Consider the following 21,043-nt stretch of genomic DNA (forward strand, 5'->3'; position numbering starts at 1 on the left):
ACGGACACAAGACCTGGCGAGCAAGCGCTTAGCCAAGGTGCCGTCAGCGCGTGTCCAGCTCCGCTATGAGCTTCTTGGGCGCGATCGTCCGATAGCTCTCCTCCACCCAGTCGCACAGCAGCTCCGCGGCCGGGGCGCCCTGCTGCTCCAGGGGGATGCTCACCCAGCCCGCCTTGCCCAGGCCGTACCCCGCGGGCTCGGCGCCGGGGCAGGTCAGGGCATGGGCGTGGGCCTCCTCGTCCTTGAGCTTCACCGTGACGCCCATCGGATAGCTGCCGTCGACGACGCCCATGAAGACGAACACCTTCTTGTTGACCTTCGCGACGGTCTCACCCCAGGGGAATTCCTCGGCGGCGCCGGGCAGGCCGAGGGCGAACGCGCGTACTTTCTCCCACTTCTTCAGGGTATTCCTGGGCACGGCCACCGCACACACCTCCGGGCTCGTCGTCGGGCTCCGCACTCCTCACGCTAGCCTCGGCCACCGACAACGGCGCTGCGGCGGGATCCAGGAGTGTCATGACCAGGCCGAACAGGACGGACCGTCCCTACGACATCGTGCTCTACGGAGCCACGGGCTTCGTCGGGGTGCTCACAGCCGAGTACCTCGACGCGCACGCACCCGAGGGGCTGCGCTGGGCGATCGCCGGGCGCAACCGCGACAGACTTCAGCAACTCCGCGAGCGACTCGGCGGCGACGTCGGCGTTCTGCAGGCGGACGGGTCCGATCCGGCCGCGCTGCGCGAACTCGCCGAGCACGCGCGCGTGGTGGCCACGACGGTCGGCCCCTACGTGACGTACGGCGAGGAACTGGTCGCCGCCTGCGCGGAGGCCGGCACCGACTACATAGACCTGAGCGGCGAGCCGGAGTTCGTGGACCTGACGTACGTCCGGCATGACGCACGCGCGCGTGAGACGGGCGCGCGGCTGGTGCACGCCTGCGGTTTCGACTCGATCCCGCACGACCTCGGGGCGTACTTCACGGTGCGCCAACTGCCGGAGGGGGTGCCGCTGACCGTCGACGGGTTCGTGACCGCGAACGCCATGTTCTCCGGCGGCACGTTCGCCTCGGCGCTCAACCAGATGGCCCGTGGGCGCCAACTGGCGGCCGCCGCGCGGGACCGGAACCGGCACGAGCCGAGGCTGGTGGGCCGCCGGGCCAGCGCACCGACGGGTGCGCCGCGGTTCGCCGGGGAGGTCGGCGCCTGGGCGGTGCCGCTGCCCACCATCGACGCGCAGATCGTACGGCGGTCCGCGCGCGCCCTGGAGCGGTACGGGCCCGACTTCCGCTACCGCGAGTACGCCGCCGTCCGGCATCTGCCGGTCGCGCTGGGCGGGGTCGCCTTCGTGGGCGCGCTCGCGGCGGCGGCCCAACTCCCGGTCGCACGGCGCTGGTTGTCCTCCCGGCTGGAGCCCGGGGACGGGCCGGGTCCCGAGAAGCGGGCGAAGAGCTGGTTCTCCGTGCGCTTCGTGGGCGAGGGCGGCGGCCGGCGGGTGTTCACCGAGGTCGCGGGCGGGGACCCCGGGTACGGCGAGACGGCGAAGATGTTCGCCGAGTCAGCGCTGTGCCTGGCCTTCGACGACCTTCCGCCGACGAGCGGACAGGTCACGACGGCGGTGGCGATGGGCGACGCGCTGACCGAACGGCTGCGCACGGCGGGGATCACCTTCCGCGTGGCCGCGAGCCGGTGAACGGGTCCTACATCGACCATCCCAACAGGGTGTAGATCATGCCGCCGATCCAGCCGAGCCCGGCCAGCACGGCGAGGACCAGCGCGGCGTTCACGGCACGCTCGACCGGTCGGTTCGGGTCGGCGAGGGGCTTCGGGGCACGGGCGGCACGGTGTGTCGTCATGCGCCCCAGCCTGCCGACCCCTGCGGCGTGGCCACATCCGTACGGGTACTCAGTCGGCGTACTCAGATCGCACCCGGTGTCGCGTCCCGCAGTGCTCTCCGGCACAGTGCGTCGGCTCTGCGTGTCGTCTCCGGGAGGCGGTACGTGGGGCTGAGCGCGAGGGTGTGTGCGCAGGCGTTGTCGAGGCTCACCCGGTGGCCGACGGAGACGAAGACGGGCTTGACGGAGTCCTGGGTGCGCAGGGCGCGGCCGACCTCCGCCGGGCCGTCGAGCAGCGGGGACGTACTGCCGCGCGGGGTGTCGGGGTCGTCGTGGGCGAAGGTGAACGGGTTCTTGGCGACGCCGATCGTCGGCAGGCCGGTGAGGACGCCGAGGTGGGCGGCGAGGCCGAAGCGGCGCGGGTGAGCCAGGCCGTAGCCGTCGCAGACGACCAGGCCGGGCGGACACGGCAGCGCGTCCAGGGCGGCGAGGACCGTGGGGATCTCACGGAAGGCGAGCAGGCCGGGCACGTACGGGAAGGAGATCCGCCCCACGGCCGTGGCCTCGGCGACGACCTCAAGACCGGCCGCGTCCAGGACGACGGCGGCAGCCGCGACGACGTCCCGCTCGTCGTCGTACGCCACGTCGACACCGGTCACGTGCCCCGATCCGGGCGGCGGCCCGGGCTCGTCGAGCACGACCTGATCGCGCAACTCGTCCTGGACGGCAAGGGCCTGTTCCTCGTTCGCGGGCCAGCCCGCGGGGATGCGTACGGTCGTCATGGTGAGGACGAGGCTACGACCGTCCGCCGTCCCGGTTCACCTGCCGCCCAGTGCCCGCTCCAGCTCGCTCTTGTTCATGTCCGAACGGCCGTGGATGTTGCGGCGCTTGGCCTCTTCGTAGAGCTGGTCGTAGGTGGGGCCCCGGGAGCCCTTGCCGGAACGCCTGCGTTCCTTGTTGACCGTGCGGGCGGCGATCTCCCTGGCGCGCCCGGGGCTCTCGCCGCGCTCCTGGGCGACCGGGTACCCGGATTGCGGCTCAACTCTCCAGACGGGCCACGCGTCCCTTCTCCCCGGCGGCCCAGCAGCCCAGGTCCGCCGTGCAGTCCACGGTGTCGTAGGAACCGGTGTCGACCGTCCGCCAGGTGCGGCCGCCGTCCGTCGTCAGGTCCGTGCCGGTGGGGCCGACGGCGAGGGCGGCGGTGCGGCTGTACGGGAGCCAGGCGGCGCCGGAGCGGTAGGCGGGCGGCGGCTGGGCGGCGCTCTGCCAGCTGCGGCCGCCGTCGGCGGTGCGTGCGGCGGCCTGCGGGGAGGCCTGGTCCGGGCGGTAGTCGCCGCCGACGGCGAGGCCGTGCGTGCGGTCGCGGAAGGCGAGCGCGAAGACGCCGCGGGCCGGGTCGCCGGCCGGGATCGGTGTGTCGGTCGCCGTCCAGGTCCGTCCGCGGTCGGCCGAGTGCAGCACGCGCGCGTGGGCGGCGCCGCCGGTGGCCAGCCAGACGTCCTTGGGGCCGGAGGCGACCAGGCACTGGCCGCTCGCCGCGAACCCGGCCTCGCCGTCCAGTGCCGCGGGCATGCCGGTGTCGGGCAGCACCTTCCAGGAGCGGCCGCCGTCGCTCGTCGACAGGATGCGGAACTTTCCGTCCACCGGGTCACTCATGGCGAGGCCGTGACGGCGGTCGAAGAAGGTCATGCAGTCGTAGAAGGCCCGCGCCTCGGTGTTGCGGAAGGACTCGGTCCAGGTCGCCCCGCCGTCCTCGGTGCGGTAGACGCGGGACGCCTCGCCCTCGCCGATGGCCAGCACCACGGCGCGCCGCGCGTCGAACGCCTCGACATCCCGGAACTCCAGGTCGGCGGCGCCCGGCGGCGAGACGTTCCGCCAGGTCCCGCCGCCGTCCGTGGTACGCAGAACGGTGCCCGCGCTCCCGGCCAGCCAGGCGGTGCCCCGGCTGACGGCCGCCAGCCCCCGGAACCGTACGTCCGTCGTGCCGCTGTCCTTGAGCTCCCAGTGCGGCGACCGGCCCGCACCCGCCTGTGCGGGCCCGGAGCACGTCAGCACGGCCAGCGCCGCCCCGCACACCACCCCCACGGACATCGCTCGTCTCGTACGTCCCCGTGCCCCGGACCGTCGCGTGCTCCCCATACGCCTCATGGCGGGCGAAGCTAGTCCACCGCCCCGGTGCCGTCCAGATGGCGTCGGCTCCGCCACACGTGCCCCTTGGAGCGCATGAGGCGCGCCGGGTCCCTCCCGTTACAGCAGGGCGGTGACCGACGTCACTCTCGATTCGTGTGCACGGATTGGCCGATTCCGTCGTCTCTTCCAGTGACCGGCCTCATCCCCGGAAGTCCGTCCAGTCGTCACAAGGGAGCAAGGCGTTGTCCATCGTCATCGAGCAGCCTGTCGAGGCCCGTCTCGTCGCCGCAGCACCGCGGATGCCGAGCATTCCCGCCACCCTCCAGTACGACCGCAGCGATCCGTTCGCGGTCCGTATGACCTTCCCGGCCCCGGCCACGCTGGAGGGCGTGGACGTCTGCTGGACCTTCTCGCGCGAACTGCTCGCCGCCGGCATGCAGGAGGCCGAGGGCCACGGCGACGTGCGGGTACGGCCGTACGGGTACGACCGCACCGTCCTGGAGTTCCACGCCCCCGAGGGCACCGCCGTCGTGCATGTCCGCTCGGAGGAGCTGCGCTCCTTCCTGGCGGCCACGAGCGCGCTCGTCCCCGTCGGCCTGGAGCACCTTCAGTTCGACCTGGACCACGACCTCGCCGAGCTGATGCGGGACGCCTGACGGCGCCGAGTCAGCGCGTCCGCCCCAGCAGCGCGTTGAGCTCGCCGTAGTCGAGCCCGTCCGCCAGCGACTCGTACGTCCCCGCCGCCAGCAGCTCCCGCGTGGCCCGGCGGACCAGGGCGTGCGCGGCCTGGGCCATGCCCGAGCCGACGCTCACGCGGGCGACCCCGAGTGCGGCCGGCTCCGCGACCGGCGGTGCGCCGGGACCCGCCATCACGTTCGGCGGCGCGTCGATCCCGTCGGCGGGCAGCTTCACGGTTCCCGGGTCGACGGCCCCGGGGACGAAGATCCCTGCCGCCTCAGCCCCCTGTCGCCACCGCCGCTGCCGACACCGCCGCGACCACCCCCGCGCGCACCTCGCGGACCGCGGTCCGCAGGCCCGGCGCTGCCGCACCGCTCCGCTCCGTCAGCGCCTCCACCCGTTCCTCGTGGCGGCTGCGCTCCTTCCGGGGCACCAGCATGCGCAGGTCGCCCGCGACCGCGAGGGCGACGACGGCCGCGTCCCGGTCGGAGACCTCCGCGACCGGCACCGGTCCTTCGAGGACCTGCCGCGCCTCCTCGCGCAGCGCCTCCACGACGGCGGCGCGTTCCACGCCGTACTCCACACTCGGGAACACCCCGAGGACCCGCTTCTTCATCACCCTCAGATAGCCGTCGGCGGCGAGCTTCTCGCGCACCGCGTCGAGCGTCACGCGCGCGTGCAGCTTCACCCAGCTGCGCCAGCGGTGCGGGCGCGACTCCCGGACGAGTTCCAGGAGGCCGTCGAGCACGGCGTCCCCGGTGCGGGAGTCCATGTCGACCGGCGTCGCGATGCCGTCGACGTCCGTGAGCAGGCCGCGCTGGGCCAGTTCGGTGAGGGCGCCTGCCCGCACCACATAGGGGAGGTGGGCGGCGCCGGTGACCTCGTTCCTCGTGGTGTCCCAGGCCAGCAGGTAGAGCCGGGCCGGCAGCGAGAGCGAGCCGTTGGGCACGGGGCCTCCTTCGCGCGGTGAGGTCGGGGCTCACGTTAATCCGTTGACGGCCGATGAAAGCTCTCGTACCGTTTACATCGGTTCTGTTGTCGTCGATCGGAGTAGGACGTTGCTCGTCTGAGGTCCTGAGACACCGCGTCACACCCTTCGGTGTGCGCTGCGTGCGACCTCGGCGTTCGAGCCGTCCTCGACGAGCAGGGCTTTTCTCATGCCCTCAGGGCTCCCCTCTCGCTGAAGCTGTCGCACTCCCGTGTCTCGATACGCGTTTGCCCCCTGATCGTTTCAAGCAACCGCGGAGACCCGCATGTCTATGTCCGTCACCTGTACGTCCCTGTCCTACGCCTGGCCCGACGGCACCCCTGTCTTCGAGGGCCTCGACGCCGCATTCGGCGCGGGCAGGACGGGACTCGTCGGCGTCAACGGATCGGGGAAATCAACCCTGTTGAAGCTCATCGCCGGGGATCTCACACCGGCCGACGGCGCCGTCCGCGTCGCCGGCGAGGTCGGCTGCCTCCCGCAGAACGTCACGCTCGACACCGCACTCCGGGTCGACGAAACGCTCGGCATCGCGGCGCAACGGGCCGCGTTGCACGCCATCGAGGCGGGCGATGTGGCCGAGAAGCACTTCGAGATCGTCGGCGACGACTGGGACGTCGAGGAGCGCGCACTCGCCACCCTCGGCGAACTCGGGCTGGGACACGTCGAGTTGGACCGCACGATCGGCGAGGTGTCGGGGGGTGAGTCGGTGCTGCTGCGGCTGGCCGCACTGCTGCTGCGCCGACCGGACGTCCTGCTGCTCGACGAGCCCACCAACAACCTCGACATCTACGCCCGCAAACGGCTGTACGCGGCCGTCTCCTCCTGGCCGGGCGTGATGATCGTGGTCAGTCACGACCGTGAACTCCTGGACCTGGTCGACCAGATCGCCGATCTGCGCTCCGGGGAGATCACCTGGTACGGCGGCAACTACTCGGCGTACGAGGAGGCCCTCGCCACCGAACAGGAGGCGGCCGAGCGCATGGTGCGGGTCGCCGAGGCCGATCTGAAGAAGCAGAAGCGCGAACTGACGGACGCCCAGGTCAAACTGGCCCGCCGCAAGCGGTACGGCCAGAAGATGTGGGACCAGAAGCGCGAGCCGAAGATCGTCATGGGGGCACGCAAGCGCGCGGCACAGGAGTCCGCGGGCAAGCACCGCATCATGCACGAGGAGAGGCTCGCCGAGGCCAAGGACCGGCTCGACGAGGCGGTGGAGGCCGTCCGGGACGACGACGAGATCCGCGTCGACCTGCCGCACACGGCCGTGCCACCGGGCCGTACGGTCCTCACCCTCCAGGACCTGGAGTTGGCGTACGGCGCGCGGGTGGCCGGCGGCTTCGAGCTGCGGGGTCCGGAGCGGGTGGCGCTGATCGGGCGCAACGGCGCGGGCAAGACGACGCTGCTGCGGACGATCACCGGAGAGCTGGCGCCGGTGTCGGGCGTGGCGGAGGCACATGTGCCGCTGCGCTTCCTGCCGCAGCGGCTCGACGTCCTCGACGGCGAGCGCACCGTCGCCGAGAACGTGGCCCGGTTCGCGCCGGGCGCCACCAACAACCGGATCCGGGCGCGGCTGGCCCGCTTCCTGTTCCGCGGCGCCCGGGCCGACCAGAAGGCGGCGACACTCTCCGGCGGCGAACGCTTCCGGGCGGCCCTGGCCGCGCTGATGCTGGCGGAACCGGCACCGCAGCTGCTGATGCTGGACGAGCCGACGAACAACCTCGACATGGCGAGCGTGCGACAGCTCACCACGGCTCTGGAGTCGTACGAGGGTGCGCTGATCGTGGCCAGTCACGACGTGCCGTTCCTGGAGTCGATCGGCATCACCCGGTGGCTGCTCCTGGACGGCGAACTGCGGGAGACCACGCCAGAGGATCATCTCGGGGAGGCCACAGCCTGACGACGGGGGTTTCGTGCGCCCGGACCTGCCCTGCATGATGGCGGATCGGCGCTGCGTTACGGGCGCCGATCCCCTCACCCGATTCGGAGATCTGGACGTGCCCAGCAAGAAGGCCCTCATCCGCCGCCCCGGCCCACGCCTCGCCGAAGGGCTGGTGACCCACATCGAGCGGGAGAAGGTCGACGTCGATCTCGCGGTCGAGCAATGGGAGGCGTATGCGGAGGCCCTGCGCACGCACGGCTGGGAGACCATCGAGGTGGACCCGGTCGACGACTGCGCCGACTCGGTGTTCGTCGAGGACACGGTCGTCATGTACCGGAACGTCGCGCTGATCGCCCGCTCCGGCGCGGAGTCCCGGCGCGAGGAGACCCTCGGCGTCGAGGAGGCCGTGGCCCGGCTCGGCTGCTCGGTGAACTGGATCTGGGAGCCCGGCACGCTGGACGGCGGCGATGTCCTCAAGATCGGCGACACCATCTACGTCGGCCGCGGCGGCCGTACCAACGCGGCCGGCGTCCAGCAGCTGCGGGCCGCGTTCGAACCGCTGGGGGCGCGGATCGTCGCCGTACCGGTGAGCAAGGTGCTGCACCTGAAGTCGGCGGTGACGGCCCTGCCCGACGGGACGGTCATCGGGCACATCCCCAAAGTGGACAGGCCGTCGCTGTTCCCGCGTTTTCTGTCGGTGCCCGAGGAGGCCGGCTCGCACGTGGTCCTGCTCGGTGGCAGCAAGCTGCTGATGGCGGCAAGCGCGCCCAAGACGGCGGAGCTGCTCACCGACCTCGGCCACGATCCGGTCCTCGTGGACATCAGTGAGTTCGAGAAGCTCGAGGGCTGTGTGACATGCCTCTCGGTCAGGCTGCGCGAGCTGTATGCCTGACCGGGTGCCGAATCACCCCAAAAGCCCCGGGACCTGTACGTCCGGGCATGACCCGTACTTCTTGCGAAGCCTTGCTGATCAGCAGTCTTTACGGCGCCCTTAACCTACGGCTTCGTAACCTACGGATACGTAGCCTACGATCCCGTAAGTTAGCCGGCACCGCTCGCCGGATTCTCCCACGTCCCCTGGAGTTCCCGTGACGATCACTTCCCCTCACCTCGGCAGCCCGTCCGCCTGGACCGACGCCCGGCTGCTGTACGCGCTGGAGGAAGTGGTCGAGCAGGAGCTGAACCGGCATCTGAATGTCGCCAAGGACTGGATGCCGCACGAGTACGTGCCGTTCAGCGACGGCCGTAACTTCCCCGGGATTTTCGAGGACGGCGAGGCCTGGGAGAAGCAGCAGTCCAAGGTCACCGAGATCGGCCGCATCGCGCTGGTCGTCAATCTGCTGACCGAGGACAACCTCCCCAGCTACCACCACGAGATCGCCTCGCTCTTCGGCCGGGACGGCGCCTGGGGCACCTGGGTGCACCGCTGGACCGCCGAGGAGGGCCGGCACGGCATCGTGATGCGCGACTACCTGCTCACCTCACGCGCGGTCGACCCCGACCAGCTCGAGCAGTTCCGCATGGCGCACATGAGCGAGGGCTTCGAGTCGGACAACCGTCACTCGATGCTGCACTCGGTCGCCTACGTCGCCTTCCAGGAGCTGGCGACCCGCGTCTCGCACCGCAACACCGGCCACCAGTCCGGCGACCCGGTCTGCGACCGCATGCTGGCGCGCATCGCGACCGACGAGAACCTGCACATGGTCTTCTACCGCAACCTGCTGAAGGCCGCCTTCGAGCTCGCGCCCGACCTGACGATGATGGCCGTGCGCGATGTGATCGTGAACTTCCGCATGCCCGGTCACGGCATGCCCGGCTTCGAGCGGGCCGCCGCGCAGATGGCGATCGGCGAGATCTACAACATGCGCATCCACCACGACGACGTCATCCAGCCCGTCCTGCGCTTCCTGAAGGTCATGGAGATCGACGGCCTCGGCCCCGACGGACAGGCGGCGCAGGACGAGCTCGGTCTGTACATGGGCGGGCTGGACGCGGAGGCGTCCAAGTTCGACGAGAAGCTGGCGGCACGCAAGGCGCGGATGGCGGCGCGAGCCGCGAGCTGAACCGAAACACCCGGTGCGGCGGCTCTGCCGCCGCCCCCCCGTTGGCATTCAGGTACGGCGGTTCAGGGTGACGGGCGCCTGAGTTCCAGCCGTTCCTTCTCCGACAGGCCGCCCCAGACACCGAAGCGCTCGTCGTTGTCCAGCGCGTACTCGAGGCAGACGGAGCGGATCGGGCACAGGCCGCAGATTCGCTTCGCCTCCCGTACGGAGCTGCCTGGTTCGGGAAAGAAGAATTCCGCCCCGGTCTGCGCGCACAACGCCTCCTCCTGCCAGGAGAGGTCGGGCGGGGCGATCGTTTCGATGTGCATGGCCGGAAGCCTGCCGGGCCGTGAAAAACGTTCGATCAACGCCGGATCAACGCCGCGCCCGGTGCCTCCGGCCACCTCGATGATGACCGCGCGGAGCAGGCCACCGCACGGCGGCGCGCGGCACGACCGACGTGATTTCCCGGCGGCCGTGCCGGACGCGGAAGAGACCGGCCGCGCTCAGCTCTCCTGCGGGGCGGTCTTGATCACCCCGAAGCGCGCGCCGTAGGGGTCCTCGATCTTGGCCAGTCGGCCGACGCCCGCCTCGTCCGTGGCGGGCACTCGGATCCTGCCGCCCAGCTCCTGCGCCTTGGCGACCACGGCGTCCGGGTCCTCCACCTCGAACCACGCCAGCCAGCACGGACCGGACGCGGACTCGGTCGGGCTGTCCGCCAGGGGCACCAGACCGCCGAACACGGCGCTCTCTTCGGCCCCTGCGGGGTTGATGCTGGTGTAGTCGCCGCCGGGGAAGGGCTCGGCCGAGGTCTCCCAGCCGAACACGGAGTCGTAGAACGCGGCCGCCCGCGCGATGTCCGGGGTGTAGAGCTCGACCCAGCACAGCGACCCGGGATCGCCGACCATGTCGAGCCCCTTGCGGGCGGCGGGCTGCCAGATCCCGAAGGGCACGCCCGTGTCATCGGCGAGGATCGCCATCCGCCCCTGTCCCATGACGTCCATGGGCGCCACCGGCACGCTGCCGCCGGCCGACTCCACCGCCTTGGCCGTGGCGTCCGCGTCCCCGCTCTGGAAATACACCGTCCATGCGGGCGGACCCTGCTCCGGTGTGGTCTGCATGCCCCCCGCGACGATCCTGCCGCCGGCCTGGAAGAAGCCGTAACCACCGGCCTCGGGCCCCGCCGACTGGAATTCCCAGCCGAACAGGGCGCCGTAGAAGGATGTCGCGCCCCCGATGTCGGCCGTGCCGACATCGACCCAGTTGGGAGCGCCGTTCACAAAACGGGTCGTGAGCACGCTGCTCTCCTTTGATGGATCCCGTTGCCTGCTCTGCCGAGTCTTCCACCGCCCACTGACAATCGCACCGGCCGACGGGGTCCCGCGGCCGTTGCGCGCCCCGGAGGCAGCAAGGCTCGACGCCGACGAGGAGGAGTAGGTGGGCCGCGCGTAAAGCTCTCGTATAGCGCTTACCACGAGGTGGGACCCGGTCGGTGAAATTTCTCGGCGCCGTACATACTCCTTCACGGGGCTCACTGGAAGCTGCCCCGCAATGAGCGCCGTCCGTGCGCTCGATCCACCGCAAGGAGCACAGTTCGTGAAAATCGGCATTGGACTCCCCAACCAGATCCGCAATGTGCGGCCCACCGTCATCCCCGAGTGGGCCCGACGTGGCGAAGACGCCGGCTTCTCCACCCTGGGTACCGTCGGCCGGATCGCCTACCCCGGTGTGATGGACACGGTGGCGCTGGCCGCCGCCGCCGGTGCCACGAGCCGTATCGGTCTCCTCAGCACCGTCCTGCTCGGTCCCGTCTGGCCCGCGGCCATGCTGGCGAAGGAGGCGGCGAGCATCGACGGCGTCTCCGGCGGCCGGCTCACCCTCGGGCTCGGCCTCGGCGGACGCCCGGACGACTTCGTCGTCGAGGGCCTCGGTGCACGCGGCACCGGCAAGCGGCTCGACCAGGACGTCGAGACCTACCGCAGCATCTGGCGCGGCGAGACCCCGGCCGGCTGCGACAACCCGCTCGTGCCCGAGGGCACCCGTGAGGTGCCCCTGCTCTTCGGCGGCGGGGTTCCGGCGTCCTTCGAGCGCGTCGCCCGGTCCGGCCAGGGATTCATCGGCGGTTCGGTGCCGCCTGCCATGATCGGTCCCGCCTTCGACGGCGTGCGCGCCGCCTGGAAGGACGCCGGCCGCGAGGGCTCCCCCTACCTGGTCGCCATCGCCTACTTCGCCTTCGCGGACCTGGAGGCGGGACGCGCGAGCGTCCACGACTACTACACGACGGCAGGTCCCGACGCCGCCGACTTCCTCGCCTCCACCGTCAGCGGAGGAGCCGAGGCGATCAAGGCGACAGCCAAGGCCTTCGAGGACCTCGGCGCGGACGAACTCGTCCTCAACCCGACCATCGCCGACCTCGACGAGGTGGCACGCCTGGCCGACGCCGTGCTCTAGCGGTTCCCCGCCCGACGAACTGCACGGTGTGCGGCCGCCGACCGGTCGGCGGCCGCACACCGTGCCCCGGGAGTCCCTTGCCGCGTCCTGACCAGGACCGCTCGTCCCGACCAGGACAGGCCCTACGCGGAGGCCCGCCGCACCAGCGTGGTCGGCATGACCACTCCGGTCCGTGCGCCGCGCAGCAGCAGCCGTGCCATCAGCCGGCCCATCTCCTCGATGTCCTGTCCGACCGTCGTCAGCGGCGGGTCGGTCTGCTCGGCGACGGGCAGCATGTCGTCGAAGCCGATCACCGCGACGTCGTCCGGCACCCGCCGCCCGCGCTCGCGCAGCACGCGCAGGGCGCCCGCGGCTGCCAGGTCGTTCGCGGCGAACACGGCGTCCAGGTCGGGGCACCGGTCGAGGAGTTCGCGCATGGCCCGCTCACCGCCGGCCGGTGTGAAGTCGCCCTCCACGACGAGCCGCGGATCGCCGTCGGCCATGACGTCGCGGAACCCGTCGAGTCGGTCCACCGCCGAGGTCTGGTCGAGCGCCCCGGTGATGTGCGCGATGCGGGTACGGCCGAGGCCGACGAGGTGGTGAACGGCCTCACGGGCGCCGCCGCGGTTGTCGCAGTCGACGTACACCAGGCCGCTAGTGCCGTCGCTCCAGCCGGGCCGCCCGCCGAACACGGTCGGGACACCCGCACGCTGGATCAGTCCGGGCAGCGGGTCGTCGAGGTGCAGTGAGAAGACCAGGGCGCCGTCGACGTGCCCGCCGGCGAGATAGCGGCCCACGCGCGCGTGATCGTCCCGGCCTTCCGTGAGCAGCAGTACGAGCTGGTTGTCGTGGGCGGTCAGCTCCTTGCTGATGCCGCGGAGTTGCAGGGCGAAGAAGGGGTCGGCGAAGACCCTGGTCTCCGGTTCGGCGACGACGACGGCGACGGCGTCGTGCCGCCTGGTCACCAGACTGCGGGCCGCCTGGTTGGGGACGTACCCGAGCTCCTCCACCGCCCGCCGGACCCGCTCGACGAGGGGTTCGCGCACCCCGTCCCCGCCGTTGACCACACGGGACGCGGTGGCCCTGGAGACCCCGGCCCGGGCAGCCACGGCCTCCAACGTGGGACGGGGGGCGGTCTCGGTCACTTGGGGGCTCCTCATCTGCGGCTGCGGATCAGGATAGCCGCGCCCCGAGCCCGGGTGAGAGCGCTCTCCCGCCCGGCATCGGCATGCGCCGTGCCTCAGGACAACAGGTCGACCCGCTGTCCTGCGCCCTTGCGCCCGGCCTGCTCGTAGGCGAGCCAGGCAAGCGCCAGGTCCTGCCACGGAAGCCCGACGGGCGCGTAGACGGTACGGGCCGCCGCACCGGCGCGCCCCGGATGCTCACCTCGCAGCACCTCCCCCAGCGTGGCGTCGGCGTGGAGCCCGGGTACGGCCAACGCGCCCATCGCCGCCGCGAGTTCCCGGTCGTCGACGACCAGGAGCGCTGCGGCGAGCAGATCGGCGGCCAGTTCCCGCTTGCCCGGCTCGTCCGCGCCCAGACTCGTGAGGTGCCGGCCCTCCCCGATGTCCGCGAGGCGCAGCAGGGGCTCCCGGGACCAGGTGGCCAGCAGGACGATGCCGGCGGCAGCGGCGACTCCCGGCGCCGAGGCCAACACCCGCCCGCCGTGCCGTGCGGCGAAGGCGGCCGCACGGTCGGGATCCGTGTCGTGCACCACGAGTTCGCGCGGTCCCCGCAGGGCAGCCAGCCCGCGCACCATCAGCTCCGCCTGTGCACCGGCACCGACCACCCCGAGGACGTCCGCGGCGCCGGCCAGCACATGGGTGCCCAGCGCCGCCGCAAGACCCGTGCGCCACGCGGTGACCGTCGCAGAGTCCAGCAGGGCGAGCAGCTCACCGTCCCGGCCGCTGTGCAGGCAGACCACCCCGCGCAGGGCGGGCCGGGCGCCGGGGAACTTGGCGTTGACCTTGACCGTGTACGCCTCGATGCCGGGCAGGACTCCGGGAAGCAGGGCCGTGGCCGTGCCGGGAAACGGCAGGTCGGTCCGTACCCGCTGTCCCGGGACCGGCGCATCCGCCGCCGCACGGAACCCCTCCCGCAGAACCGCCAGACAGGCCTCGGGCTCCAGTACGGCTTCCAGGTCACCGCGCGTCAGCAGAAGTGTCACCGCTCCATGGTCGGTCAGTGCTCGTGTTCGTGCGGTTCGTACCCCGGGATCGTCCCGTCCGTCTTCTTCACCAGGAACAGCCCCACCATCCCCATGTCGGAGTGGCTCTGGACATGGCAGTGGTACATCCACGCGCCCGCTCCCACCCCCTCCCCCGCGATCACCTGGAAGCCGAAGGAGTCCGCCGGGCCCACGATCTTGTTGTCGATGACCTGGCTCGGGTCGTCGGGTCCGGTGAGCATGCCGGTGCGGTTGTCCGCCCAGCGGTGACCGTGCATATGGAAGGTGTGGTAGTACTCGCCGTGCGTGATCATGACGATCTCGACGCGATCGCCCACCGTGGCCTCGAAGTCGGGCCCCGAGTGCGCCGGCTTGTTGTTGATCAGCATGTCGTTGAAGACGATCGTGTACGTCATGTCGGGCAGGATGTCGCCCTGGCGGCGGACGATCACCGGACCGTACAGGCCCTTGCGGATGCCGCCAGTGCCGTGCTCGGTGCCGACGACGTGGTCGTGGTAGTGCCAGTAGCCGGCGCTGCCCGCCCGCCAGGTGCCGTCCTTGCGGCGGCCGGGCGCGTGGGTGCGCCAGGTGTAGGTGCGGGTGCCGCCCGGTTCGACGTCGCTCTTGTTCAACTTGGTGCCGTCGCTGGAGACTTCGTAGTCCAGGCCGTGGACGTGCAGGCTCGCCCGTACGTCCGTCGTGTTCTCGAACTCGATGTGCAGGGTGTCGCCCTCGTTGAGCTCGATCAGCGGCCCGGGGATCGTCGCCTTCCCCTTCTCGAAGCCGTAGCCCAACTGTCCGTCGGCGAACTTCTCGGCGTACAGCTTGATGTGCCTGACCGCGCCGCCGGCCGGAGCGGTCTTCGCCGTGGCGTCGACACTGACCGCTTCGGGGGCCATCGACAACGATGTCGCCACGGCCGCACCACCCAGCAGCACCCGTCTGTTGAACCCGCGTCTGTCCATGCGGAACTCCCCACCCTGATACGGAACTTGCGGAGACGCACCTGTGATGAACCTGTGCGACCGTACCGGCCCCACACCCGTTTATCCACACCCGGGACAAAGTTCGTGCCATTGCGGCCATAGGTATTGGCGTGTCATGCAAAGAGGTCTAGCTTCCTTGGCGTTGTGGCTGTGACCGAGGAGGTGCCCATGCGCTTACGAGGGTTGAGCACAAGAAGAAGACGGGTCTGGGCGGCCACTGTGACCGCCGGCATCGTCGCCGCCGGACTCATGTCCGGACCCGCCGCAAACGCGCGTCCGGACCCCGGACCGCCCATGACAACGATGTCCATCAAGTCGCCCCCGGGCGGCGCGAATGTCCGGGTGCTGATCTTCTACGGTTCCGCGGCGGCCGGGGAGGAGTCGCCGGTCGTGAACGCCGGGATCGAGGCCATCGAGAAGATCGGCCTGTCGGGACCGGAGAACCAGCGTTTCCAGGTCGTGGCCTCGGACGACGCCTCGGTCTTCACCGACGAGACCCGGATGGGCCGCTTCAACGCGGTCGTGTTCCTGACCGGTGGCGGAGACGTCCTCGACCCGGAGCAGGAGGCGGGCCTGGAGGCCTACATGGAGGCCGGCGGCGGTTTCCTCGGCGTCCATGACGCGGCACGCGCGGAGCCGTACTCGGACTGGTTCACCGGTCTGGTCGGCGCCCGCCCTGCCGCCTCCAGCCCGACGGCCGTACAACGGGCGACAGTTGAGGTCGGCGACCGGCAGCACCCGGCCACCAAGGATCTGCCGGTCCAGTGGACCCACCCGGACCAGTGGTTCAACTGGGTGCAGAACCCCTCGGGCCAGGTGCACACCGTCGCCCGCGTCCGCGAGTCGACGTACCAGCCGGGCACGACCGCCAACGGCTGGGACCATCCGGTGAGTTGGTGCCGTGACTACGACGGCGGACGCTCCTTCTACACCGGCATGGGCGGCACGGTGTCGTCGTACGACGAGACGGACTTCCGCGCGCATCTGCGCGGCGCGCTGCTGTGGACGACCCGGCTCGCGCAGGCCGACTGCAAGGCGACGATCAACGCCAACTACAAGGCGGAGCGCCTGACCCAGGCCAACCAGCCCGGCCAGAACGACCAGATCGGCGAGCCGCACGGCCTGGTCACCGCGCCCGACGGACGGGTGCTGTACATCGGCCGCGGCGGCGCCGACTCCTCCCAGCCGGTGATCACCGACTGGAACAACCCGGACATCGGCAAGGGCAAGGGCGAGATCCACGTCTACGACCCCGCGACCAAGAAGGTCACGCCGGCGGGCGCGTTGACGGTGTTCGGCAACAAGGGCGGCGGCGACGAGCTCATCAAGGTCGAGGAGGGGCTGCTCGGCATCGAGCTGGACCCGGGGTTCGAGCAGAACGGGTGGGTGTATCTGCACTACACGCCGCACTCGCAGCTCAACCGCGACACGCAGATGGCCGAGCGCCGGGTCTCCCGCTTCACGCTGGACCTGGCCACGAACAAGCTGGACCTGAGCAGCGAGAAGGTGCTGCTCAAGTGGCCGGTGCAGGTGCACAGTTGCTGCCACGCGGGCGGCGGGATGTCCTGGGACTCGAAGGGCAACCTGTACATCGCGACCGGCGACAACAACTCCAGTGGCTTCAGCGACGGTTACTCGGGCAACAACCCGCAGCCCAACTACAAGGGCGTCTCCTTCGCCGACGCGCGCCGCACCGCCGGCAACACCAACAACCTCAACGGCAAGATCCTGCGCATCCACCCGGAGCCGGACGGGACGTACACCCTCCCCGAGGGCAACCTCTTCACCGGCAAGGAGACCGACGAGGGCGGCGGCAAGACGCGCGGCGAGATCTATGTGATGGGCGTCCGCAACCCGGCGCGCATCTTCGTGGACCAGAAGACCGACATCCTGTACGCGGGCTGGGTCGGCCCGGACGCAGGCGCGCCCTCGACGACCTGGGGTCCGGCCAAGTACGACACGTTCGCCGTCATCACCAAGGCGGGCAACCGGGGCTGGCCGTACTGCATGGGCAACAAGCAGCCCTACCGCGACCGCAATCTGCCGGACCCGACGAAGCCGCTGGGCTGGTACGACTGCGACAACCCCAAGAACGAGTCGCCGAACAACGACGGCCTCGTCAACCTGCCGCCGGTCACCGGCAACAACATCTGGTACTCGCCCCAGGGCGGTGCCCCGGACTACCCGCGCGACGCGAACGGCATCCCCTCCTACAAGCAGGCGGAGGCCAAGTACCTGCTGCCGTGGCTCAAGGGCGGTGGCCAGGCCACGATGAACGGTCCGGTCTACCGGTACGACGCGCAGAGCACGAGCGCCACGAAGTGGCCCTCCTACTGGGACGGCAAGTGGTTCGTCGGCGACTTCTACGACGGCGACCAGCCGCGCAACGCCGTCCTCACCGACCCCAAGACACACGGTGACGGCGGTCTGCCGATCCACTCGGAGTCGCTGAAGAAGATCGTGCCGGTCGGCAACGACGGCATCAAGAACCTCATGGACTGGAAGTTCGGTCCTGACGGGTCGCTGTACGTCCTCGACTACGGCCGCGGCTTCTTCACCTCCGACGCCAAGTCGGCGCTGTGGCGGGTCACTTACACGGGCGGCGGGCCGACACCGGCCGCCGGCCAACTGGCGAGGGGAGCGCAGTGAGACGCCGACGAACAGTCCTGACGGCCTTGTTGGCCGCACTCCTCATGATGCTGGGGCTCCAGTCCGTGCCCGCCTCGGGTCAACCGGAGCCCCGGGCCGCCGCGGCCCAGACACTCACCTGGACCGCCGGCGACGACATCACCAAGTACGCGTCCGTACCGGCGACGGCGGTGGCGGGCACGACGACGATCGTCTTCGAGAACAGTGTGGCGACCGGCAACACGACCGGCATGCCGCACACGCTGACGTTCGACGTCTCGGACCCGGAGTACAACAACGACGTCCCGCTCAACATCCTCGCCAACCCGAACGACGACCAGGGCGGCCGCCACACCGCCGAGGTCACGCTCACCCCGGGCCGCTACCGCTACTACTGCACCATCCCGGGACACGGCCAGATGCAGGGCATCCTCGTGGTGACCGAGGGCAGCGGCGAGGACACCACCGCGCCCGCGACCTCGGCCCAGGTGAGCGGGACACAGAACTCGCAGGGCCAGTACGTCGGTTCGGCGAGCGTGTCGGTCAGCGCCACCGACGAGGGCGGCTCCGGCGTCGACCGGATCGAGTACGCCATCGGTGACGCCGGCGCCTGGCAGCCGTACACCACCCCGGTCGTCGTCGACCAGGTCGGCAGCCACAAGGTCCGCTACCGCGCCCTGGACAAGGCGGGGAACGTGGCGGCCGAGAAGAGCGTCGAGTTCGCGGTCGTCGCACCGCCGACCGACGACCAGACACCGCCGGAGACCTCGGCGACGGTGAGCGGCGAGCAGAACGCGGACGGGGCCTACATCGACATGGCCACGGTCACCGTCTCCGCCTCCGACACCGGTTCCGGGGTCAACACCATCGAGTACGCGGTCGGCGACGGCGCCTGGCAGCCGTACACCGCTCCGGTGATGGTGCATGAGGCCGGCAGCCACACCGTGCGCTATCGCGCGACCGACAAGGCGGGCAACGTGGCCGCCGAGAAGAGTGTGCCGTTCACGGTCGTCTCGGCGCCCCCGCAGGACACCACTCCGCCCGTCACCGGGGCGACCGTGGACGGGACCCGGAACTCCGCCGGGGCCTACGTGGGCAACGCCAAGGTCACCGTCAGCGCCACCGATCACGGCGGCGAGGTCGCGACCATCGAGTACTCGCTCGACGGCGGGCCCTATCTGGCGTACACCGCGCCCGTGGTCGTCGACCGGGTGGGCCCGCACAACGTGGCCTACCGGGCGAGCGACAAGGCGGGCAACACCTCCGAGCCGCGGACCGTGAGCTTCACGGTGGTGTCCGGCGGCGGTGTGCCCGCACCCAACTGCCCGGAGTTCGACGAGCGGTTGACGGTCGTGGTCGGGACGGTCGACTCCGGGGTGCCGAACCGGGTCACCAACAACCGGTGCCGGATCAACGAGTTGATCGAGGACGAGAAGGAGTGGACGTCCAACGCGCTGTTCCTGAAGCACGTACGGACGGTCCTTGCGAAACTCCTGAGCGAAGGCGTCGTCGACCAGCGGGAGCACAACACGATCCTGACGGCCGCCCGTGAGTCGGGGATCGGCAAGCCCGGTCAGACCGAGGGCTACCGCACGATCTTCGACGGCACCGCGGGCTCCTTCGCCGACTGGCAGCACGTGGGCGGTGGTTCGTTCGGGCTGAACCCCGACGGGTCGATGACCAGCGGGACGACGGCGGCCGGCCTGGGCATGCTGTGGTTCCCGGAACGCAAGTACGGCGACTTCTCGCTGCGGCTCCAGTGGCGGGACGACGCTCCGGGCACCGGCAACGCCAACTCCGGTGTGTTCGTGCGGTTCCCGTACGTCCATGACCATCCGGAGGAGTCACGGCCGGAGTGGGTCGCCATCAAGTACGGGCACGAGGTGCAGGTGTTCGACCGGCCCGACGGCGACATGTACAAGACCGGGTCGATCTACGGCTTCGACCGGGTGGGGCTCGCCGGTGCGGGCGTCACCCAGAAGGGCACGTGGAACGACTACGAGATCCGGGTGGTCGACCAGCACTACTCGGTCTACCGCAACGGCGTGCTGATCAACGAGTTCGACAACACCGGGGGTCAGGACTTCGTCCCGCCCCGCTCGGACGACCCGGGCACGGACGGGCGGCGGTTCGCCTCCGGTTACCTCGGGCTCCAGGTGCACGGCACGACGGATGTGGTCTCGTACCGGGACATCCGGATCAAGGAGTTGTAGGTCCCTCTTTGCGGGCCTTGCTCGGCTGTACCCGCTTGGGTTCTCCCGGCATCTTCGGATACTCGGGCGGGTACGGCAGATCACCGAGCCCGTGGTCGTGCTCGTCCTTGTTCGCCAGCTCCAGCAGCGCGTCCAGCGAGTAGCGACGGTCGTCCATGTCCGCGTGCACATCGCCGAGTTCGGCGAAGCGCGCGGGCATGGTCGCGAGGTCGAAGTCCCGGGGGTGCGCGACACCGACCTCGTCCCAGCGCAGGGGCGCCGAGACGGGGGCGTGCGGGCGCGGTCGTACGGAATACGCCGAGGCGATCGTGCGGTCCCGTGCCGTCTGGTTGTAGTCGACGAAGATGCGCTCGCCGCGCTCCTCCTTCCACCACTTGATCGTCACCTGCTCCGGCATCCTGCGCTCCAGCTCCCGGCCCACGGCGATGGCCGCCCGCCGGACCTGGGTGAAGGTCCAGCGCGGTTCGATGGGCACGAAGACATGCAGCCCGCGTCCGCCGGAGGTCTTGGGGAAGCCTTGCAGGCCGCCGAACTCGTCGAGGACGGCGCGCAGTTCATGGGCGGCGCGGACGGCGTCGTCGAAGTCGGTGCCGGGCTGCGGGTCGAGGTCGATACGGAGTTCGTCGGGGCTGTCGACATCGTCGCGGCGCACCGGCCACGGGTGGAAGGTGAGCGTGCCGTACTGCGCCGCCCACAGGACCGCGGCCTCCTCCGTGGGGCACATCTCGTCGGCGCTGCGGCCGCTGGGGAAGGTGATGTGGGCGGTCGGGATCCAGTCGGGCATGTTCTTCGGGGCCCGTTTCTGGAAGAAGTTCTCGCCGGTCACGCCGTCCGGGTAGCGCTCCAGGGTGGTGGGCCGGTTGCGCAGGGCGCGCAGGATGCCGGGGCCGACGGCGATGTAGTACCGGGCGAGGTCCAGCTTGGTGAAACCGCGCTCCGGGAAGAACATCTTGTCCGGGCTGGACAGCCGTACGGTCCGGCCGGCCGCCTCCAGTTGCACCGCTTCACCCATGCGAGCCACGGTAGGCGCACCGCACACTGCTCGCACACTGGGCGATCGGCTGAACATGGGAG

The 21,043-nt window shown here is 70.6% G+C and carries 20 protein-coding genes and 1 pseudogene; 8 read left to right on the forward strand and 13 right to left on the reverse strand.

What is annotated here, in order from left to right; genetic code table 11:
• Positions 1-43: 43 nt before the first annotated feature.
• On the reverse strand, positions 44-424 hold the full coding sequence (locus ACIHFB_RS15785) for an MmcQ/YjbR family DNA-binding protein (RefSeq protein ID WP_400127060.1): 381 nt from the start codon (positions 422-424) through the stop codon (positions 44-46).
• A gap of 92 nt (positions 425-516) precedes the next feature.
• Here ACIHFB_RS15785 and ACIHFB_RS15790 point away from each other — a divergent pair, with 92 nt between their 5' ends.
• Positions 517-1,689, forward strand: a complete 1,173-nt coding sequence (locus ACIHFB_RS15790; protein ID WP_400127061.1) for a saccharopine dehydrogenase family protein — start codon at positions 517-519, stop codon at positions 1,687-1,689.
• A 7-nt stretch (positions 1,690-1,696) separates the two neighbouring features.
• Here the strand turns inward: ACIHFB_RS15790 and mmpA are convergent, their stop codons facing one another.
• The 4 genes and pseudogenes from mmpA to ACIHFB_RS15810 all read right to left on the reverse strand — a co-directional run bounded on the left by mmpA (position 1,697) and on the right by ACIHFB_RS15810 (position 3,922).
• Entirely contained in the window at positions 1,697-1,852 is a 156-nt protein-coding gene (gene mmpA, locus ACIHFB_RS15795) for a morphogenic membrane protein MmpA (protein WP_365286855.1), read from the reverse strand.
• Between the two features lie 62 nt (positions 1,853-1,914).
• The gene (locus tag ACIHFB_RS15800; RefSeq protein WP_365286853.1) at positions 1,915-2,613 is read right to left on the reverse strand and encodes an endonuclease V; all 699 of its coding nucleotides are present in this window, start codon (positions 2,611-2,613) and stop codon (positions 1,915-1,917) included.
• A 36-nt stretch (positions 2,614-2,649) separates the two neighbouring features.
• A pseudogene (locus ACIHFB_RS15805) lies at positions 2,650-2,847 on the reverse strand (plasmid stabilization protein); the annotation flags it as partial.
• A 22-nt stretch (positions 2,848-2,869) separates the two neighbouring features.
• Positions 2,870-3,922 carry an oxidoreductase gene (locus tag ACIHFB_RS15810; RefSeq protein ID WP_365286852.1) on the reverse strand — a complete coding sequence of 351 codons (1,053 nt, stop codon included), beginning with the start codon at positions 3,920-3,922 and terminating at the stop codon, positions 2,870-2,872.
• Between the two features lie 281 nt (positions 3,923-4,203).
• Between ACIHFB_RS15810 and ACIHFB_RS15815 the strand changes: the two genes are divergently transcribed.
• Positions 4,204-4,617 (forward strand): SsgA family sporulation/cell division regulator, encoded by a 414-nt coding sequence (locus ACIHFB_RS15815; RefSeq protein ID WP_365286850.1) that lies wholly within the window; start codon positions 4,204-4,206, stop codon positions 4,615-4,617.
• Between the two features lie 10 nt (positions 4,618-4,627).
• Here the strand turns inward: ACIHFB_RS15815 and ACIHFB_RS15820 are convergent, their stop codons facing one another.
• Together ACIHFB_RS15820 and ACIHFB_RS15825 are read right to left on the reverse strand one after the other, a co-directional pair.
• Positions 4,628-4,873, reverse strand: coding sequence for an isocitrate lyase/phosphoenolpyruvate mutase family protein (locus ACIHFB_RS15820; RefSeq protein WP_400127062.1), 246 nt, complete (start codon positions 4,871-4,873; stop codon positions 4,628-4,630).
• Positions 4,874-4,916: 43 nt separating this feature from the next.
• Complete coding sequence (locus tag ACIHFB_RS15825; protein WP_400127063.1) at positions 4,917-5,588, reverse strand: GPP34 family phosphoprotein; 672 nt, start codon at positions 5,586-5,588, stop codon at positions 4,917-4,919.
• 304 nt (positions 5,589-5,892) lie between these two features.
• Between ACIHFB_RS15825 and ACIHFB_RS15830 the strand changes: the two genes are divergently transcribed.
• The 3 genes from ACIHFB_RS15830 to ACIHFB_RS15840 all read left to right on the forward strand — a co-directional run bounded on the left by ACIHFB_RS15830 (position 5,893) and on the right by ACIHFB_RS15840 (position 9,566).
• Entirely contained in the window at positions 5,893-7,521 is a 1,629-nt protein-coding gene (locus ACIHFB_RS15830; protein WP_400127064.1) for an ABC-F family ATP-binding cassette domain-containing protein, read from the forward strand.
• A 97-nt stretch (positions 7,522-7,618) separates the two neighbouring features.
• Entirely contained in the window at positions 7,619-8,395 is a 777-nt protein-coding gene (gene ddaH / locus ACIHFB_RS15835) for a dimethylargininase (protein ID WP_365286842.1), read from the forward strand.
• Positions 8,396-8,591: 196 nt separating this feature from the next.
• Positions 8,592-9,566, forward strand: coding sequence for an acyl-ACP desaturase (locus ACIHFB_RS15840; protein WP_365286840.1), 975 nt, complete (start codon positions 8,592-8,594; stop codon positions 9,564-9,566).
• A gap of 62 nt (positions 9,567-9,628) precedes the next feature.
• Here the strand turns inward: ACIHFB_RS15840 and ACIHFB_RS15845 are convergent, their stop codons facing one another.
• Positions 9,629-9,874, reverse strand: a complete 246-nt coding sequence (locus tag ACIHFB_RS15845; RefSeq protein WP_365286838.1) for a WhiB family transcriptional regulator — start codon at positions 9,872-9,874, stop codon at positions 9,629-9,631.
• Positions 9,875-10,051: 177 nt separating this feature from the next.
• Positions 10,052-10,843 (reverse strand): VOC family protein, encoded by a 792-nt coding sequence (locus tag ACIHFB_RS15850; protein WP_400127065.1) that lies wholly within the window; start codon positions 10,841-10,843, stop codon positions 10,052-10,054.
• A gap of 298 nt (positions 10,844-11,141) precedes the next feature.
• On the opposite strand from ACIHFB_RS15850, the gene ACIHFB_RS15855 reads away from it, so the two are divergent.
• Positions 11,142-11,996 carry an LLM class flavin-dependent oxidoreductase gene (locus ACIHFB_RS15855; RefSeq protein ID WP_365286834.1) on the forward strand — a complete coding sequence of 285 codons (855 nt, stop codon included), beginning with the start codon at positions 11,142-11,144 and terminating at the stop codon, positions 11,994-11,996.
• Positions 11,997-12,118: 122 nt separating this feature from the next.
• Here ACIHFB_RS15855 and ACIHFB_RS15860 read toward each other — a convergent pair whose 3' ends face one another.
• The 3 genes from ACIHFB_RS15860 to ACIHFB_RS15870 all read right to left on the reverse strand — a co-directional run bounded on the left by ACIHFB_RS15860 (position 12,119) and on the right by ACIHFB_RS15870 (position 15,107).
• Positions 12,119-13,120, reverse strand: coding sequence for a LacI family DNA-binding transcriptional regulator (locus tag ACIHFB_RS15860; RefSeq protein ID WP_365286832.1), 1,002 nt, complete (start codon positions 13,118-13,120; stop codon positions 12,119-12,121).
• Between the two features lie 95 nt (positions 13,121-13,215).
• Positions 13,216-14,142 carry an NAD(P)-binding domain-containing protein gene (locus tag ACIHFB_RS15865; RefSeq protein WP_365286830.1) on the reverse strand — a complete coding sequence of 309 codons (927 nt, stop codon included), beginning with the start codon at positions 14,140-14,142 and terminating at the stop codon, positions 13,216-13,218.
• Positions 14,143-14,156: 14 nt separating this feature from the next.
• The gene (locus ACIHFB_RS15870; protein WP_365286828.1) at positions 14,157-15,107 is read right to left on the reverse strand and encodes a multicopper oxidase domain-containing protein; all 951 of its coding nucleotides are present in this window, start codon (positions 15,105-15,107) and stop codon (positions 14,157-14,159) included.
• A gap of 189 nt (positions 15,108-15,296) precedes the next feature.
• Here ACIHFB_RS15870 and ACIHFB_RS15875 point away from each other — a divergent pair, with 189 nt between their 5' ends.
• Complete coding sequence (locus ACIHFB_RS15875) at positions 15,297-17,777, forward strand: ThuA domain-containing protein (RefSeq protein WP_365286826.1); 2,481 nt, start codon at positions 15,297-15,299, stop codon at positions 17,775-17,777.
• Positions 17,778-17,821: 44 nt separating this feature from the next.
• Positions 17,822-19,969, forward strand: a complete 2,148-nt coding sequence (locus ACIHFB_RS15880; RefSeq protein WP_400127173.1) for an OmpL47-type beta-barrel domain-containing protein — start codon at positions 17,822-17,824, stop codon at positions 19,967-19,969.
• On the opposite strand, the gene ligD is transcribed toward ACIHFB_RS15880, so the two are convergent.
• Positions 19,956-20,981, reverse strand: a complete 1,026-nt coding sequence (gene ligD, locus ACIHFB_RS15885; RefSeq protein WP_365286824.1) for a non-homologous end-joining DNA ligase — start codon at positions 20,979-20,981, stop codon at positions 19,956-19,958. The genes ACIHFB_RS15880 and ligD overlap by 14 nt on opposite strands.
• Positions 20,982-21,043 lie beyond the last annotated feature (62 nt).

It is taken from the genome of Streptomyces sp. NPDC051963, from assembly GCF_044593495.1.
Classification (GTDB): Bacteria; Actinomycetota; Actinomycetes; order Streptomycetales; family Streptomycetaceae; genus Streptomyces.